The following is an 18,023-nucleotide window of genomic DNA, read 5'->3' on the forward strand; positions in this document are numbered from 1 at the left end:
CCCAAAAATCGTATGAAATCATCATACGATTTTATCTATTAATTAACTAAACTATGGTACAAGTCTAGATATGACTTGCAAGCTGTATCCCATGAGAAATCACACTCCATAGCTTGTTTTTGTAGATTTCTCCAAACATCAGGATGGTTTCTATACAAGTCCAAAGCTGTTTGGAAAGTCCAATTTAACCAATAAGGAGATAAATTGTCAAAGCTAAAGCCAGTACCGCTTCCTTCGATTGGATTGAAAGCGCGAACTGTATCTCGCAAGCCTCCAACTTCATGGACCAATGGCAAGGTTCCGTAACGCATAGCCATCATTTGAGACAAGCCACACGGTTCGAAACGACTCGGCATAAGGAAGAGGTCACAAGCAGCGTAGATTTCTTGAGCTAGTTTGACATCAAAAGTGATATTTGCTGATAGCTTGTCTGGGTAAATCTGAGCAAACCATGAGAAAGCTCCTTCAAATGCTGGATCGCCAGTTCCCAAAAGAACAATCTGAACATCATTTTGCAAGATATGGTGAAGACTTTCGACCACCACATCAAAACCTTTTTGACGTGTCAAACGAGAAACAATTCCCACCAGTGGAACGTCAGCTCTAACTGGCAAGCCAACTCTTTCTTGCAAGTTTGCCTTATTTTTGGTTTTTCCAGACAAATCTTCCTGATTGAAATGATAGTCTAAAAGAGCATCCGTCTGAGGATTATAAAGATCAGCATCAATCCCATTCACGATACCAGACACCTTGCCAGACTCCATTCGAAGAATTTGATCCAAGTTACATCCGAACTGACTGGTCATAATTTCATGAGCATAGCTAGGTGAAACGGTTGAAACACGATCTGCATAGAGAATACCTGCCTTCATCCAGTTCAGACAGTTGTTCCATCGAAGGGTGCCATCAGCGTAACGTTCAAAGCCAACTCCAAACAAATCCCATAACATTCCTTCTGAGAATTGTCCTTGGAATTCCAAATTATGAATGGTTAAAACAGTTTTTATTCCTTGATAGGCTTGAATCCAACGGTATTTTTCCTTCAACAAGAAAGGAATCATAGCTGTATGGTAATCATGAACATGGAGAAGGTCAGGAATAAAGTCAATCCTTTCCATGGCCTCAATGGCAGCAAGTTGGAAGAAAGCAAAGCGTTCTCCGTCATCAAAATCACCGTAAACATGACCACGGAAGAAATAATATTGATTGTCAATAAAGTAGAAGGTTACACCATTTAATACTGTTTTCTTAATTCCACAATACTGTCTGCGCCAACCAACACCCACCTCAAAATGAAGCACATCTTCAATTTGATTTCCAAATTTAGCCTCTACCATGTCATAGTAGGGTAAAATCACTGCAACTTCGTGCCCAGCTTTTACCAGTGATTTTGGAAGAGCGCCAATAACGTCTCCCAAACCACCTGTTTTTGAAAAGGGTGCACCCTCTGCTGCTACAAATAAAATTTTCATGAATGAATATCCTCTGTTACTTTGCTACCTTTCTTAACGACAACTGGATGTTCTGCCGTTCCTCGAATCACAACACCAGGCTCAACTTCAACACCCTTGTCTAAGATAGCATATTCTACCTGAGCTCCTTCTCCAATAACAACACGAGGGAAGAGCAGACTATCTTTAACCAGGCTATCCTTATGGACATGAATATTACGTGATAGAACGGAATTAGCCACTTGACCTTCAATGATACTACCAGAGGCAAACTGAGAAGTACTTACCTTAGATGTATTAGCATAGTAAGTTGGCTCTTCGTTTTTGACCTTTGTATAAATCTTTTGATTTGGTGAGAAGAGAGAGTAGAATTTTTGCGATTCAAGCATATCTTTGTTAGCTTGGTAATAAGACTCTACAGAATGAATATTTGCCAGATAACCTGTGTATTCGTAAGCAAAAGCCCCTTCTTTTGCAGCCAAATCTCGTAAAACATAGCGCAATTTCTCTGGATGTTCTTTTTTAGCTTCTTCTTCCAAACGTTCAATCAACCAAGGTGTATCAACGACAAAGATATCTGTGGACATGTTATAGATTTGATCTGGTAACTTGCTATCAAAGAGTTTATGAGAACGAACATGGTCTGTTTCATCCACTTCCAAGATTGCATTTACTTCTGAAATGTCTTTCTTAGCTAGTTTTTTATAAACTACAGTGATAGGCCCTTTTGTTGTACTGTGTAGGTGGAAAACTTGGTTCAAATCGATGTTAATCAGAACATCACAGTTGAGTGAAACTGTTTGGTTTGAACCAGAACGTTTCAAATAAGTAAGAAGCTGTTGGTAGTATTCTTTTCCAACTGTACTACTTTCCACACGGGTATTGTAAATACCTAGATAATAGTGACTTAGAAGAGTTGACAAGCCCCACTCACGTCCTGAACGGATATGGTCAAAGACAGAACTGATATTGTCTTGTTGGAAAATACCAAAGATACTACGAACACCTGCATTAGCAAGACTTGAAAGCGGGAAGTCAATCAAGCGATATTTACCACCAAATGGCAAACTAGCTACTGGACGGTGGTCTGTCAGTGTTGACATATCATGAAAACCAACTGTGTTTCCTAAAATGGCAGAATATTTATCAATCTTCATCTGTTGCTACCCCCACTACTTCATCATATCCTACAACTTGTACTTCTTCTGTTCCATCAATTTCGACACCATCAGAAATAACTGCACCTTCACCAATAATGGCACGTTTGATTTTAGCTCCCTGACCAACAATTGCTCCACTCATGATAACTGAATCAACAACTTCTGCTCCTTCGCGAACTTGTGCACCTGTTGAAAGGATAGAATGTTTGACAGTTCCATCTACGAAACAGCCATCGACAACTAAGGAATCTTCCACGTGAGCATTTGCACCAAGGAAGTTTGGTGGTGAAATTAAGTTTCGAGAGTAAATCTTCCATTGACGGTTACGGCTATCCAAGGCATTTTCTGGAGAAATGTACTCCATGTTGGCTTCCCAAAGCGACTCAATCGTACCAACGTCTTTCCAGTAGCCATTAAATTCATAGGCATAGACACTTTCACCTGACTCAAGGTAATTTGGAATGACATTCTTACCGAAGTCTGACATATCGACATTGCTCTTTTCAGCAGCAACAAGCATATTACGGAGACGTTGCCAATCAAAGATGTAAATCCCCATAGAAGCCTTTGTAGATTTAGGTTGAGCTGGTTTCTCTTCAAATTCTACAATACGACTATTCGCATCTGTATTCATGATACCAAAACGGCTAGCTTCTTTAAAAGGAACATCAAGAACTGCTACTGTCAAGCTAGCATTATTATCCTTGTGAGACTGAAGCATGTCATCATAGTCCATTTTGTAGATGTGGTCTCCAGATAGAATCAAGACATACTCAGGATTGACACTGTCGATATAGTCGATATTTTGGTAAATAGCGTGACTAGTCCCTTCGAACCAACGATTTCCTTCACTTGCAGAATAAGGTTGAAGAATAGAGACACCAGAATTGATACCGTCTAACCCCCAACTTGAACCATTCCCAATATGGTTATTGAGAGCAAGAGGTTGGTACTGTGTAATGACTCCAACATTGTGAATCCCTGAGTTGGCACAGTTTGAAAGAGCAAAGTCAATGATACGGTAGCGCCCACCAAATTGCACAGCTGGTTTTGCAAGGTTTTGAGTGAGTTTTCCAAGACGAGTTCCTTGCCCACCAGCAAGAATCAAAGCTAACATTTCATTCTTCATTTTCTACTCCTTTTTGGTTTTTATTTGTGACGGTTTTTGCAGATTTCAAGCGGCGTTTGATTTTCCAAACACTTGCTCCCATAGCCGGTAGGGTAAAGGTCAAGGTCTGCTCATAATCTTTCCATAGTCCTTCTTGCGTTTGAACAGTTTGATTATGTTCTTTCCAAACGCCTCCCCACTCTTCTAACTCAGTATTCCAGACCTCTTCATAAATCCCTGCGACAGGCAATCCGATTGTAAAATCTTTTCGTTCAACAGGTGCCATATTAAAGACGCAGACTAGCATGTCGCCCTTCTTACCCTTACGGATGAAGGAAAGAACACTCTGGTCTCGATTATCCGCATCAATGATTTCAATACCATCATAGCTGGTATCGACTTCCCACAGACAGCGATGATCTTTGTAAAACTGGTTTAGCTGAGAAGTGAAATACTTCATCTTAGCATTCATAGGGTCTTCTAGATTAGACCATTCCAACTGCTCTTCAGATTTCCATTCTAGAAATTGACCGTATTCGCTACCCATGAAGAGCAATTTCTTACCAGGGTGACAAATTTGGTAAGTGTAGAGATTGCGTAAGCCTGCGAATTGATTGTAACGGTCTCCCCACATCTTATGCATCATACTCTTCTTACCATGAACCACCTCATCGTGCGAGAATGGTAAGAGATAATTCTCCTTGAAGACATACATAAAGCTGAAAGTCACTAGGTTAAAGTCATACTTACGATAAATCGGATCTTCTTCATAGAAACGGAGGATATCATTCATCCAGCCCATATTCCATTTGTAGTCAAAGCCAAGACCATCTGAATCCTTGGTGTCAGTAATCTGAGTAGCTGATGAACTTTCCTCAGCTATCATCATAACGTCTGGATGAGTTTGTTTAATCACATCATTCAAGCGTTGAAGGAAATAATAGCCCTCGTAGTTGAGATTTCCGCCATCTTTATTAGGCGTCCATGGTGCATCATCATAATCAAGATAGAGCATGTTGCTAACTGCATCTACACGAATACCGTCCAAATGGTAAAAGTCAATCCAAAACTTAATGCTAGAAATCAAGAAGGATTGGACTTCGTTTTTCCCAAGGTCAAAATTGAGCGCTCCCCAACCGTAGTTATGAGCCTTATTATGGTCTTGGTACTCAAAAGTCGGTGTCCCGTCATAATAAGCCAAAGCATCATCATTAATAGTGAAATGACCAGGTACCCAGTCCACAATAACCCCGATATTATTTAAGTGACATTCCTCAACAAAATCTTGAAACTCTTCAGGGCGACCATAGGCATGCTCTAAAGCAAAGTAACCCATAAGCTGATAACCCCAACTCAAACCTAGTGGGTGAGACATCAGGGGCATAAACTCAATGTGAGTATAGTTCATCTCAACCAAGTAAGGAATCAGCTCATCCTTCAATTGAGCAAAACTATAGGGACTACCATCTGGATTCCTCTTCCACGATCCAGCATGAACCTCGTAAATATTGACGGGACGCTCTTCAAAACTCAAGCGTTTTCTACGGGCTAGCCAGAGACCATCCTTCCATTTCTTTTCTGGAATATCTGTTAAAATAGCACCAGTCCCAGGTCGTGCCTCATACCGTACAGCCAAAGGGTCAATCTTCATCAGCTGATGACCATTTGCACGTGTGATATGATACTTGTAAATTTGGCCTTCATGAGCAAGGCTGGTAAAGACTTCCCAGACCCCAAATTCATTCCGTTCCATCGGAATTTGATTTTCAACCCAATTGGTGAAATCCCCTACCAAATGAACGGCCTGAGCATTGGGTGCCCACACACGAAAAGTATATCCAGATTCTCCATCTTTTTCTTCCCTATGTGCTCCCAGATAGTGCTGGAGGTTAAAATTTTCACCTGTCATAAAGGTTTCTAAAGCTTTTTTCTTATCCATACACCCTCCTATTTCTGTAAGCGTTTTCTATAGATTTATTATACTACCTTTTTAGGGAAGATTCAAGTAAATTACGGAATTTGCTAAAAATTCTTTTGAAAGTCTTCAACAAATTCACTGATGTGTTCACTTGTAAATCAAGAAATTTTCAAACATATTATGAAAACTAATTGTTTTTTTTACAATACTATCATAAAGTTCGTTATTTTACTAATAAAAGTGTTGTTTTTATGTGAAAAATAAAACCAGGAAAACAATTTCCTGATTTTACATTTTATTTCACATCAAAAACAATGGATTTGACATTTGTCATCGCTTCAATGCTATATTTAATTCCTTGAACACCAGCACCAGAACCTTTGACACCAAGGAATGGGAAATTATCTGGACCACGCTGGGTTTTATTATTAATATGGACTGTTCCCACTTCAAGTTTTTCAGCGATTTCAAAGGCCTTTTTGAAATCATTTGTAAAGACTGATGATTGAAGTCCGAATTCAGATTCGTTGGCAAAGGTAATAGCTTCTTCTACGCTAGCCACACGGATAATTGGTAAAACAGGACCAAATGGCTCTTCCCATGCTACTTTCATATCTTTGGTAACTTGGTCAAAAAGCACTGGCCAGAGAAGATTGCCTTCACGTTTGATTGGTGTAAGAGCCTGAGCACCTTTTTCTTGTGCATCCTCAATCAAGCCCCAAATGAAGTCGGCTGAAACATTGTCAATAACAGGTGTAATATCAGCATTGTCAAATGGATCACCAACTGTTAATTTAGAAACTTCTTCCTGAAGCAAAGTAGCTAATTGATCTGCTACACTTTCGAGAACAATGACACGTTTAATGGCCGTGCAACGTTGACCTGAATAGCTAAAGGCTCCTGCAACGATTTGCTTGGCAGCGTGTTCCAAATCTGCATCTTCTAGTACAAGAGCCGCATCTTTTCCGCCAAGTTCCAACATGATAGAACGCATACCAGCTAAACGACCAATACGTTCTCCGATTGGAGTTGAACCTGTAAAGTTGATGAAGTTGACTTCTTTGTGCTCAATGATATAATCCCCAATTTCTGAACCACGTCCCGTAATAGTATTGAAAACACCTGCTGGAATCCCTGCTTCTTCAAAGGCTTTAGCCAACAGGAGACCAGAAATAGAACCTTGTGTTGGTGGCTTAAACATGACAACGTTCCCTGCAATCAAGGCAGGTGCTATTTTAGAAGCAGATAAATTAACTGGATAATTAAAGGGAGCAATAGCTAGTACAACACCAACTGGCTCGCGGCGGACAACAGCCAGTTTGTTTTTGCTTGCTGCCTCAAAACCGCCACCTTCCATTGCTTGTCCAGTGATACGGAGACCTTCTTCAGCAGCATAACGAATCAAGTCTGCGGTACGCACTACTTCTCCAATGGCTGCTTTAATCCCTTTTGCTACTTCTTTGGCAAGGATAGTACCAATTTTTTCTTTATCGCGTTCTAAAATAGCTGCTGTTTTATGCAAATAAGCCGCACGTTCAACTGCTGACAAAGCACGCCATGCAGGCAAGGCTGCACGCGCAGCTTGCATAGCCTCATCTACTTCCGCTTGGCTCATAGCTGGTACTGTCCCTAATTCTTCTTGATTGATTGGTGAATAAATCGTAATTTCTTTTTCAGATGATTTCCATTCTCCATTTACTAAATTCTGATATCTTGTCAAATTCTCGTCCTCCTGAAAATGATTAGATATATTTTACCAAATTTTCAGAAAATTACAACCCTTTTTACAATATTTTTGAGATTATTTTCACAAGCTTGACTTTTCAAACTATTTGAACTCTTTTGTTAAGAAGTCAGTACAAGAAAAAAAGGCTTAGATGAACTAAACCTTTTTCATGCTATGTTATTCTTCATTGAGTTTTATAATTTTTAGCAAGAAGATATCCTAGAAATTATACGACATAATTGAAAACTTTTGATTTTTTCTACAAGACTTTAAAGATGCTGGCACTAACACCACCAACCATGTCTTTATCACTTAAATGGCTATTGGTCACTAATAGTTCTAGATTTCCAGCATTTTCAAACTGGAAGTCTTGCCCTTTAGCATTAAATACAACCAGTAAATGGTCTTTCCCTTGAATCTCATAGACAATCAAACCACTATGTTCATTTGCTGAATGAACAAAAACATGATGGTAAATTTCATCATAAGTAGGGTAAGAAAAGGCACAGGTTTCTGTCTTCAATCGAATAATTTGACGTATAAACTCAATACTATCTTGACGCTCATTAATCAAGTCCCAGTTTACTTGGTTGACACTGTCTGGAGCATTATAGCTATTCATAGCACGCTCTCTATCATCATGGGTCAACTCACCATTTTCACCAGTCGCAACTAGTTTGGTACGACCAAATTCTTGACCGATTTCCATAAAGGCCATTCCCTGCATGAGCAGATTCATGGCTGTGGCTGTCTCAACCTTACGCATGATTTGCTCAGAACTTTGGTCTGGATGAAGGGTTGCCAACAAATCGTGAAGATTGTAATTGTCATGGGCCTCCACATAGTTGAGTACTTGATTTGGATGTGTATAGGTTCCTAGTTCACGACTGCCTAGGATTGCTTTGGCTAGAATTGGCTCTGTAGCAGCACCACTGACAAAACCTGATTTGATAGCACCATAAACTTCTCCACCTTTAACAGCATCTCGCTGATTGTCATTAAAGAAACCAATATTTGGCATTTCGTAGGCATTGTCTTTCTTAGCCTTATCATAAGGGGCAAGACCTGTCCCCATATCCCATCCTTCTCCATAGAGGATAATGTTAGGGTCGATTTCATCCAAACTTTGACGAATCATCTGCATGGTCTTGACATCATGAATCCCCATCAAGTCAAAACGGAAGCCGTCAATATTGTATTCCTGCACCCAGTATAGAAGAGAATCAATCATATACTTGCGGAACATTTCATGTTCGCTGGCTGTTTCATTTCCAACACCCGTTCCATTCTGGAAGGTACCATCTGGATTCATACGATAATAGTAATCAGGGACAGTTGTTTGGAAAGGTGCATCAACAACTGAGAAAGTATGGTTATAAACCACATCCATAATAACACCAATACCCGCATCGTGGTAAGCTTGAACCATGGTCTTCAAATCACGAATAACCTGAGCTGGATCATCTGGGTTGGTTGAAAGGCTCGTCTCTGGTGCGTTGTAGTTTTGTGGGTCATAGCCCCAGTTGTAGGTTACATTCCCGTCCTCATCGTATTCTTTGTGACGATCTGCGATTGGTTGCAACTGAACATAATTGTAGCCTATCTTCTTGATGTAATCAAAAGCAGTTGCTTGGCCATACTGGTTAACTGTCCCAGTCTGAGCAGCACCCAAGAAAGTTCCTCGAAGATGTTCATCCACACCTGAGGTCGGTGATTTTGTCAAATCACGAATATGCATTTCACAGATGACTGCCTTACATGGATTTGTCAAACGCCAAGTAGCCTCAGAACCATGCTTGACCTCGAAGTTTTCAACTTGCTTTTCTTCATGACTCAAAATAGCTGAACGTTTGCCATCAGGACTGGTCGCGATTGTATAAGGATCGCGTGTCAAGGTTTGGTGATGAGGGAATTGGACTTGATACTGATAAGCCTTACCAGTCAAATCTTCCTCAACATCCAAACTCCAGACACCGATTGTATTGTCTTTATGATTATAAGAGTAGCTATTGCCTCTCTCCATCTCAAAAGTCTTCCAAACAGGTGCATCATTAGTAGCTGATTCATAAACGACAACCTGTACTTCTGTCGCTGTTGGAGCCCAAAGAGCAAAATGAGCCTGATTGTCCTCTACACGGCACCCCAATTCCCCTTGGTAGCCCCAGTGGTGGTCGAAACTAGCACTGTTAATGGCCTTGTCAAAGGCAAAAGGATTTTGATTTTTATAGAAAGGACTAGCAATAGCAGGATTTTCAGAGTAATAAATCCTATCATCCCCTTCTAAAATCCAGACCTCTGTTAAGAGAGGATAGTGATTAAAACGGATAGCATACTCTTTACTAGTTTGGCCAGTATGAACCACAAAATTCAAGCTTTCTAAGGGATGAGCGCTTGGGTGTTCGAAACTAAATAAAGCACCAAAATAATCTTCTTTGTAGGTTAGCAAATCAATTCGCTGGTCCTGACTTTTTACAAAGGAGCAAGTGTCATATTCTCCATTCTTACGATGGTAATGAATGCGCATAGGGTAGTTATACATTTTTATTTTTCCTTTTTTTTATTTGTTCCTGTTTTACTAATAATTTTTTGACTAATTTTGTCCCGATTAACAAACATTGTCATTCTATCTAAACTCTGATTTTAAACTATCATTATAAACTTTCTAGCCAAGCTTCATCTCTAACCTCGATACCAAGTTCTTGTGCTTTTTGAAGTTTACTTCCAGCATCTGCTCCTGCAACAACAAGATCTGTCTTTTTAGAAACACTGCCTGTCACCTTGGCACCCAGACTTTCGAGTTTGCTTTTAGCTTCTGAGCGCTTGATACGTTCTAATTTTCCAGTCAATACCACAGTCAAACCTGACAAGGCTGCATCCGCTACTACAGTCTGACCTTTATAGCCCAGATTGACTCCAGCTTCTTTCAATTCTCTTAGGAGAATTTCAGATCCCTCTGTCGCAAAATAAGTCTGAAGACTCTTGGCAATCACACCACCAAGACTTTCAATACTAGCCACTTCCTCTGGATCTGCCTGAGCCAGATTTTCAATCGAGTGAAAATGTTGAAGTAAGAGCTGACTGGCCTTACTTCCGACATGACGAATGCCCAAACCAAACAAGAGCTTCTCAGCAGAATTGTCCTTTGAAGCTTGGATAGCCTGATACAGTTTAGCAGCTGACTTTTCCTTAACACCCTCTAAAAGGAGGAAATCTTCCTCTTTCAAACGGTAAATATCCGCCACATCCTTGACCAGATTGGCATCAAAGAGTTTTTCAACTACCGATGGACCAAGACCTGTAATATTCATGGCGTCTCGAGAAGCAAAGTGAATCAAACCTTCCATGATTTGAGCAGGACAACGCGGATTGATACAACGCAGAGCCACTTCATCTTCAAAGTGCAACAAGTCAGAGTCACAACTTGGGCAGTTTGTAGGAATATCTAGTTTCTCTTCAGAAATCCGTTTGGACTCTACCACACGTAAAACTGCAGGGATGATGTCACCAGCCTTATAAACGATAACCGTATCGTCCTTGCGAATATCTTTTTCAGCAATATAATCTACATTGTGCAAGGTCGCACGGCTAACAGTTGTTCCAGCTAGCTGTACTGGTGTCAGATTGGCAGTTGGGGTCACAACACCCGTACGGCCTACTGTCCAGTCAACTGACAGAAGCTGAGCTTCTTTTTCTTCTGCAGGAAACTTGTAGGCTACTGCCCACTTTGGAGCCTTAACGGTAAAGCCAAGTTCTTCTTGATCTGCTAAGTCATTGACCTTAATCACGACCCCATCGATATCATAGGGCAGATTGTCTCGTTCTTGTCCTACTTCTTGGATAAAATCCCAAATCTCATCCATGCTTTCAGCCAAAATTCGCTTAGGATTGACTACAAAACCGAGCTGTTCTAGGTGCTTCAAAACCTTTTCTTGACTATCACGAGTTGAAGGGCTGGCTTCTTGATAAAGGAATGTCGCAAGGTTACGCTTGGCAACTACTGCTGTATCCAGCTGTCGCAGGGTTCCTGCCGCCGCATTACGAGGATTAGCAAATTCAGGCTCTCCATTTTCTTGGCGAGCTTGGTTGACCTGGTCAAAAGAAGCGCGTGGCATGTAACATTCCCCACGAACTGTGATATCTAGCTCTTCTGGCAAGGTCAAAGGAATGTCCTTAACACGCTTGAGGTTTTCTGTGATATTTTCACCAATAGAACCATCTCCACGCGTTGACCCAGCAACTAAAATCCCCTTTTCATAAGTCAGCGAGATAGATAAGCCATCAATTTTCAGCTCACAAATATAGGTTGGATGGGCCACTTCCTTACGAACACGCGCATCAAAAGCATCAAGCTCCTCACGTGAAAAAGCATCCTGCAAACTATAAAGAGGATACTGATGACTGTATTTTTCAAAACCATCTAAAACCTTACCACCAACACGATGGGTCGGACTGTCTGCTAATACTTGATCTGGATAGGCAGCCTCCAACTCAACCAACTCACGGTAAAGGCGGTCATACTCACTATCTGAAACCGACGGATTATCGCTGGTGTAGTACTCAGTCGCATAGCGATTGAGCAAGGCTACTAACTCATTCATTCTTTTATTCATAAAACCATTTTACCATAAACTAAGCCCTCCTCACAAACGAGAAGGGCGGAAAAAAACACTTAGATTGGAATTATTTTTGAAGTCCACGCAGACTTATATCTCTTTTTTAAAATGAGTTCGAACATAGCCTAGAGCTAATAAGGATAAGATGACAACTCCAAGTCCTATAATCAAGAAAGAATAAAGATGGACACTTGGAAGCAAGGTCATTAAACCTGTTGCAATAGGCATAAATAGTATAGCTAAGGTATAAATCGAACTGAGAACTCTACCAAGATATTCACCTTCAACCTTGGTTTGTACTTGAGTAAAAAAGTGAATATTGAACATCGTCATAAATAGTTCACAAATGAAATTTCCTGAAAAAGCAAAATAGGAGGGGATGGTGAAACCCATTATCATCACTCCAAGTCCAGTCAGAGCCAACAAAAACAGAAGCATTTCCATACTGGCTTTAATCTTACTAGCTAGCAAAGCCCCAACAATAGATCCGATAGCACCCATTGTTAAAATAGTGGCATAGGCACCTTGTACTCCATAGAGCTGATTTGAAAAGGGAAGGAGGTAATTAAAAGCTGCAAAGAAAAAATTGACACTTGAAGCCATGACTAGTAAAAAGAAGATTTCCCTTTGCTTCACAATATAGTGAACTCCCTCCTTGATATCAGCACAAATAACTTTGAATGTGAGTTTCTTCTCCCCCAAAGTCTTCTCTTCTTTTTTGGGAAGCAGGGCTACCAAGCCAAAAGCGAGAAAAAAACTAAGGGCATCTAATACCAAGGTAATGCGAAGACTTGCAAATTGTAAAACCAGAAAAGAAAGTACAGGAGAACTCACACTGACAACCTGCAAGACCAACTCCAAACGAGAATTGTAGAGGACTAGTTCATCCTTCTCTACCAATTCTGTGATAATGGCCTTATTTGCCGGTCTAGAAAAGGCAAAAGCAATAGCCTGAACAATATTGGCAAAAATCAAAGCCCCAATCATCCAGCTGTCATTCCTTATGAAAGAAATAGCCAGACAAAGAATCCCACAAACAAGGTCTGTCGTCATTAAAATCTTACGACGAGAAAAACGGTCTGAAATAACCCCGCCAAAGGGATTGATCAGAATGGATGTGACGAGTTCAGAAATCTGATACATTCCTAAAACAGTCTGGCCGATAGCCCCCATGGACGCCAACCAGACACTATTTCCATAATCATAGAGCATATTCCCTATCTTGTTAACAGCTCCACGACTAATCAACTGTACGGCATAGCGATTCATATAAAAACTCCTCTCAAATTTTGAAACTATTGTATCAAAACCGAAAGGAGCTTTTTATTTTTTCCCTTATTTGGGAAAATTAATCTTTGACAAATTTTTCGTAGTGTTCCTGATAGTAGGCTACTTGCTCTGGAAGACCTAGCACATCAAAAATATGCATGGCCTCTTGCATCTGCTTACAGCCTTCTTTACACTGTCCTTTTTGGTATAAGGCAAAGCCTTTTAGATAATGGAAAATATTACGCTCATACAGACTAATGTTTTTACCAATAATCTTCTCTGTATAAGTCTCAAAATAGCTTGCATTGTCAAAAGAAGAATGCTCTAAACAATGCTGGTAACAATTGAGGGCCAAAATCAACACTAATCTCTTATGGCGACCAATCTCTAGGTAAAATTCCTCCCTCTCCATAACTTCTCTACCAATCCGAGTGACATAATCCACATCGTAGAAACTATAGAGATTCCCGAAAAGAATCAACTCATACATGGTCCATTCTTCCGTTTTGAAGAGATAATCTGCTACCTTATCCAAATCATCCTGCTTCATCTCATAACTCGAATCTCTCTGACAAATCAAACCTTGTAACAAAATCCAGTTCAGCTCAAAATAGAGAGGATTTGTCGAACTCTTAGCCTTTTCAAGTTGTTCTTCTTGAAGCTTTTGAAAACCCGCAATATCATTTGAGTAGTAAAGCGGGATAATCTGTGCCATCATAGCAACATGTTCATGATTTTGAAAATCCCTAGCCTTGTCCATGAAATTTTCGATTGTTACATGAATGTTATCCAAAAGCTCAAAGAAACGTGAGACTGCTAGATCAGACTCCCCAAGCTCAAAGCGAGATAACTGAGAGGTAGAGCAAGACTCCCCTGCTGCCTCCTTTAAAGAATAATTTCCACTTGTCCGAAATTCACGAAATACTTTTCCAAGATGTTCCATCTTTACACCTGCTCTGATAATTCTTCCCATTCAAGCATAGCTTCTTCCTGACGGTGGCTGATTTTGTCCAGTTCAGTCTGCAATTCCATCAGTTTTTCGGCATCGTTGGTTTCCAACATTTGTTCAGAAATGGCTTGACTTTGACTTTCTAACTCTTCGATTTCAGCTTCTAGATTTTCGATTTGTCGCATGAGTTTGCGAACTTCTTTTTGACTTTCTTTCTGTGCCTGATAATCATTGACTGGACTTGCTACTTTTGCTTGATTGCTGGTTGAATCTTCCTCTATCTGACTGACTTCCATTTCAGCCTTTTTATCGACATAATAGTCGTAATCTCCAAGATAGAGAATCGAACCATTTTCAGATAATTCTAAAACATGAGTTGCCACACGATTGATAAAGTAACGGTCGTGGCTGACAAAGAGCAAGGTCCCATCAAAATCAATCAAGGCATTTTCCAACACTTCCTTGCTATCAATATCCAGATGGTTGGTCGGCTCGTCCAGAATCAAGAAGTTGTTGTTTTCCATAGACAATTTAGCCAAAAGCAAACGAGCTTTCTCTCCTCCAGACAGCATACCAACTGATTTTTTAACATCATCTCCTGAGAAAAGGAAAGCGCCAAGACGATTGCGGATTTCAACTTCAGGTGTCAGTTTAAAATCATTCCAAAGTTCATCAAGCACCGTATTACTTGGTGTTAGCTTACTTTGGGTTTGGTCATAGTAACCCACCTCAACATTAGCGCCAAAGCGCTTTTCCCCCTTGATAAAAGGAATCTGCTCCACAATAGACTTGATAAAGGTTGACTTTCCAATGCCGTTTGGTCCAACAATAGCGACAGCATTCATCTTACGAAGGTCTAGGTTGATAGGCTCTGACAATATTTCCCCATCGTAGCCAACAGCCGCATTTTCGACAGTTAGGACAACATTACCTGACGTTTTTTCAGACTGGAAAGTCATGTTGGCTGATTTCTTGCCAGCTTCCGGCTTGTCCAAACGCTCCATTTTTTCCAGTTGTTTACGGCGAGATTGGGCTCGTTTGGTCGTTGAAGCTCGGACCAGATTGCGATTGACAAAGTCTTCCAGAGCAGCGATCTCCTTCTGCTGCTTTTCATAGTTTTTTGCCTCAGTAGCTAGCTTTTGTTCCTTCAGCTCAACAAAACGAGAGTAATTACCCACATAACGATCCAAGGAATGCTTGGTCAAATCCAGTGTAATCGTCGCAACCTTATCCAAGAAATAACGGTCGTGACTAACAATAATGAGGGCACCGCTATAATTTACCAAGTAATTCTCTAGCCAGGCAATGGTTTCAATATCCAAGTGGTTGGTTGGCTCGTCCAAGACCAAGAGATTGGGCTTTTCAAGAAGCATTTTGGCCAGCGCCAGACGAGTATTTTGACCACCAGAAAGCTCGGCAATTTTCATCTGCCACATAGACTCGTCAAATTTGAATCCATTCAAAATCGCTCTAATATCAGCTTCATAGGTAAAGCCACCTGCTTGGCGGAAATTCTCAGATAAGCGGTCATAATCTGACATCAGTTTATCCAAATCCTCACCAGACTTTTCACCCATCTCCAATTCCATCTGACGAAGTTGTTTCTCAGTTTGACGCAGGTCATCAAAGACATAAAGCATCTCATCGTAGATGGTATTTTCAGACTCAAAACGGCTATCTTGGGCTAGGTAAGACAGAGAAATATCTTTTTTCTTATTGATTTCTCCACTAGTTGGCTCCTCTTCTCCAACCAAAATCTTCAAAAGAGTAGACTTACCTGCTCCATTTTTCCCAACAAGAGCAATCCGGTCTCGTTCATCAACCTGCAGGTTGATATTATCAAAAAGAACCTCTCCAGCAAAAGATCGTTCAATTTTATTAGCTTGTAAAATAATCATACAAGTAGTATAGCATGTTTCTCTAAGGCATTCAAGACTTGATAAACAGGCATATGTCACTACTTTTCTGAAAATTATGCTACCGTTTTACTAAAACGCTAAAAAGTGCTATAATGTGAACGGTTAAAACAATTTACAAAAAGGAGAATTTTAATGTCTTACCAAGAAAATTACCAGAAATGGGTTGATTTTGCGGAGCTTCCTGACTACCTTCGTCAAGATTTGGAAAATATGGACGAAAAAACTAAGGAAGATGCCTTCTATACAAATCTTGAATTTGGTACTGCAGGCATGCGTGGCTTGATTGGTGCTGGTACAAACCGCATCAACATCTACGTTGTTCGCCAAGCTACTGAAGGATTGGCTCGTTTGATTGAGTCAAAAGGTGGAAACGAAAAAGAACGTGGTGTGGCAATTGCCTACGATAGCCGTCACTTCTCACCTGAGTTTGCCTTTGAATCTGCGGCAGTTCTTGCTAAACACGGCATCAAATCTTACGTATTTGAAAGCCTTCGTCCAACTCCAGAACTTTCATTTGCAGTTCGTCATCTCAACTGTTTCGCAGGTATCATGGTCACAGCCAGCCACAACCCTGCTCCATTTAACGGTTACAAGGTTTACGGTGAAGACGGTGGACAAATGCCTCCACACGATGCGGACGCGTTGACTACTTATATCCGTGCTATCGAAAACCCATTTGCAGTTGAAGTTGCTGATGTGGAAGCTGAAAAAGCTTCTGGCTTGATTGAAGTTATCGGCGAAGCTGTCGATGTAGAATACCTCAAAGAAGTCAAAGATGTAAACATCAACCCAGCCTTGATTGAAGAATTCGGTAAAGACATGAAAATTGTCTACACACCACTTCATGGTACTGGTGAAATGTTGGCTCGTCGTGCTCTTGCCCAAGCAGGATTTGACTCTGTTCAAGTCGTTGAAGCGCAAGCAACTGCTGACCCAGACTTCTCAACTGTAAAATCTCCAAACCCAGAAAGCCAAGCAGCCTTTGCACTTGCTGAAGAACTTGGTCTTCAAGTTGGTGCAGATGTTCTTGTGGCAACTGACCCTGACGCTGACCGTGTTGGTGTTGAAGTACTTCAAAAAGATGGTAGCTACCTCAACCTTTCAGGTAACCAAATCGGTGCTATCATGGCTAAATACATCTTGGAAGCCCACAAAAACGCTGGAACTCTTCCTGAAAATGCAGCCCTATGTAAATCTATCGTATCAACTGACTTGGTAACGAAGATTGCTGAAAGCTACGGCGCAACTATGTTCAACGTCTTGACTGGTTTCAAATTCATCGCTGAAAAAATTCAAGAATTCGAAGAAAAACACAACCACACTTACATGATGGGGTTTGAAGAAAGCTTCGGTTACTTGATTAAACCATTCGTACGTGATAAAGATGCTATCCAAGCCGTTCTTGTCGTTGCTGAACTTGCTGCCTACTACCGTTCACGTGGTTTGACACTTGCTGACGGTATCGAAGAAATCTACAAAGAGTACGGCTACTACGCAGAAAAGACTATCTCTGTTACCCTTTCAGGTGTCGATGGTGCTGAACAAATCAAAGCGATTATGGCTAAATTCCGTGACAACGCTCCAAAAGAATGGAACACAACAGCTATCACTGTCGTAGAAGACTTCAAGGCTCAAACTGCTACTGCTACTGACGGTACTGTTACAAACTTGACAACTCCTCCAAGTGATGTGTTGAAATATACACTTGCTGACGGTTCATGGATTGCCGTTCGCCCTTCAGGTACAGAACCAAAAATCAAGTTCTACATTGCAGTTGTAGGTGAAACCAACGAAGAATCACAAGCTAAAATTGCTAACATCGAAGCAGAAATCAATGCTTTTGTAAAATAAAGTCCTATAAAAGATGAGACCAACCAATCTCATCTTTTTTTCGTATCAAATCTAAGCAA

At 40.6% G+C, this 18,023-nt stretch carries 11 protein-coding genes; 1 reads left to right on the plus strand and 10 read right to left on the minus strand.

The window, feature by feature from the left end:
* Positions 1 to 38: 38 nt before the first annotated feature.
* The 10 genes from glgA to abc-f all read right to left on the minus strand — a co-directional run bounded on the left by glgA (position 39) and on the right by abc-f (position 16,092).
* Positions 39 to 1,472: a glycogen synthase GlgA gene (gene glgA / locus N8L33_RS05200; protein WP_261059031.1), complete on the minus strand. Its 1,434-nt coding sequence runs from the start codon at positions 1,470 to 1,472 to the stop codon at positions 39 to 41.
* Positions 1,469 to 2,608, minus strand: a complete 1,140-nt coding sequence (gene glgD / locus N8L33_RS05205; protein WP_261033630.1) for a glucose-1-phosphate adenylyltransferase subunit GlgD — start codon at positions 2,606 to 2,608, stop codon at positions 1,469 to 1,471. Before glgD ends, glgA begins: the two co-directional genes overlap by 4 nt.
* Entirely contained in the window at positions 2,598 to 3,740 is a 1,143-nt protein-coding gene (locus N8L33_RS05210; protein ID WP_261059032.1) for a glucose-1-phosphate adenylyltransferase, read from the minus strand. The genes glgD and N8L33_RS05210 overlap by 11 nt, the downstream gene beginning before the upstream one ends.
* Positions 3,730 to 5,658, minus strand: a complete 1,929-nt coding sequence (gene glgB / locus N8L33_RS05215; protein WP_261059033.1) for a 1,4-alpha-glucan branching protein GlgB — start codon at positions 5,656 to 5,658, stop codon at positions 3,730 to 3,732. Before glgB ends, N8L33_RS05210 begins: the two co-directional genes overlap by 11 nt.
* Positions 5,659 to 5,932: 274 nt before the next feature.
* Positions 5,933 to 7,357, minus strand: a complete 1,425-nt coding sequence (locus tag N8L33_RS05220; protein WP_261059034.1) for an NADP-dependent glyceraldehyde-3-phosphate dehydrogenase — start codon at positions 7,355 to 7,357, stop codon at positions 5,933 to 5,935.
* A gap of 265 nt (positions 7,358 to 7,622) precedes the next feature.
* Positions 7,623 to 9,902 (minus strand): type I pullulanase, encoded by a 2,280-nt coding sequence (gene pulA, locus N8L33_RS05225; RefSeq protein ID WP_261059036.1) that lies wholly within the window; start codon positions 9,900 to 9,902, stop codon positions 7,623 to 7,625.
* Between the two features lie 112 nt (positions 9,903 to 10,014).
* Positions 10,015 to 11,973, minus strand: coding sequence for an NAD-dependent DNA ligase LigA (ligA, locus tag N8L33_RS05230; protein WP_261059037.1), 1,959 nt, complete (start codon positions 11,971 to 11,973; stop codon positions 10,015 to 10,017).
* Positions 11,974 to 12,066: 93 nt separating this feature from the next.
* The gene (locus N8L33_RS05235) at positions 12,067 to 13,245 is read right to left on the minus strand and encodes an MFS transporter (protein ID WP_261059038.1); all 1,179 of its coding nucleotides are present in this window, start codon (positions 13,243 to 13,245) and stop codon (positions 12,067 to 12,069) included.
* A gap of 79 nt (positions 13,246 to 13,324) precedes the next feature.
* Entirely contained in the window at positions 13,325 to 14,188 is an 864-nt protein-coding gene (locus N8L33_RS05240; protein ID WP_261059102.1) for an Rgg family transcriptional regulator, read from the minus strand.
* Between the two features lie 2 nt (positions 14,189 to 14,190).
* Positions 14,191 to 16,092, minus strand: a complete 1,902-nt coding sequence (abc-f, locus tag N8L33_RS05245; protein WP_261059039.1) for a ribosomal protection-like ABC-F family protein — start codon at positions 16,090 to 16,092, stop codon at positions 14,191 to 14,193.
* Between the two features lie 153 nt (positions 16,093 to 16,245).
* On the opposite strand from abc-f, the gene N8L33_RS05250 reads away from it, so the two are divergent.
* Entirely contained in the window at positions 16,246 to 17,964 is a 1,719-nt protein-coding gene (locus N8L33_RS05250; protein WP_261059040.1) for a phospho-sugar mutase, read from the plus strand.
* Positions 17,965 to 18,023 lie beyond the last annotated feature (59 nt).

Source organism: Streptococcus mitis (assembly GCF_946188695.1).
Lineage (GTDB): Bacteria > Bacillota > Bacilli > Lactobacillales > Streptococcaceae > Streptococcus > Streptococcus mitis_DF.

Excerpts from the sequence above, each read along its gene's own strand:
- glgA (WP_261059031.1), bottom strand. The coding sequence starts at position 1,472 with ATGAAAATTTTATTTGTAGCAGCAGAGGGTGCACCCTTTTCAAAAACA.
- glgD (WP_261033630.1), bottom strand. The coding sequence starts at position 2,608 with ATGAAGATTGATAAATATTCTGCCATTTTAGGAAACACAGTTGGTTTT.
- N8L33_RS05210 (WP_261059032.1), bottom strand. The coding sequence starts at position 3,740 with ATGAAGAATGAAATGTTAGCTTTGATTCTTGCTGGTGGGCAAGGAACT.
- glgB (WP_261059033.1), bottom strand. The coding sequence starts at position 5,658 with ATGGATAAGAAAAAAGCTTTAGAAACCTTTATGACAGGTGAAAATTTT.
- pulA (WP_261059036.1), bottom strand. The coding sequence starts at position 9,902 with ATGTATAACTACCCTATGCGCATTCATTACCATCGTAAGAATGGAGAA.
- ligA (WP_261059037.1), bottom strand. The coding sequence starts at position 11,973 with ATGAATAAAAGAATGAATGAGTTAGTAGCCTTGCTCAATCGCTATGCG.
- N8L33_RS05235 (WP_261059038.1), bottom strand. The coding sequence starts at position 13,245 with ATGAATCGCTATGCCGTACAGTTGATTAGTCGTGGAGCTGTTAACAAG.
- N8L33_RS05240 (WP_261059102.1), bottom strand. The coding sequence starts at position 14,188 with ATGGAACATCTTGGAAAAGTATTTCGTGAATTTCGGACAAGTGGAAAT.
- abc-f (WP_261059039.1), bottom strand. The coding sequence starts at position 16,092 with ATGATTATTTTACAAGCTAATAAAATTGAACGATCTTTTGCTGGAGAG.
- N8L33_RS05250 (WP_261059040.1), top strand. The coding sequence starts at position 16,246 with ATGTCTTACCAAGAAAATTACCAGAAATGGGTTGATTTTGCGGAGCTT.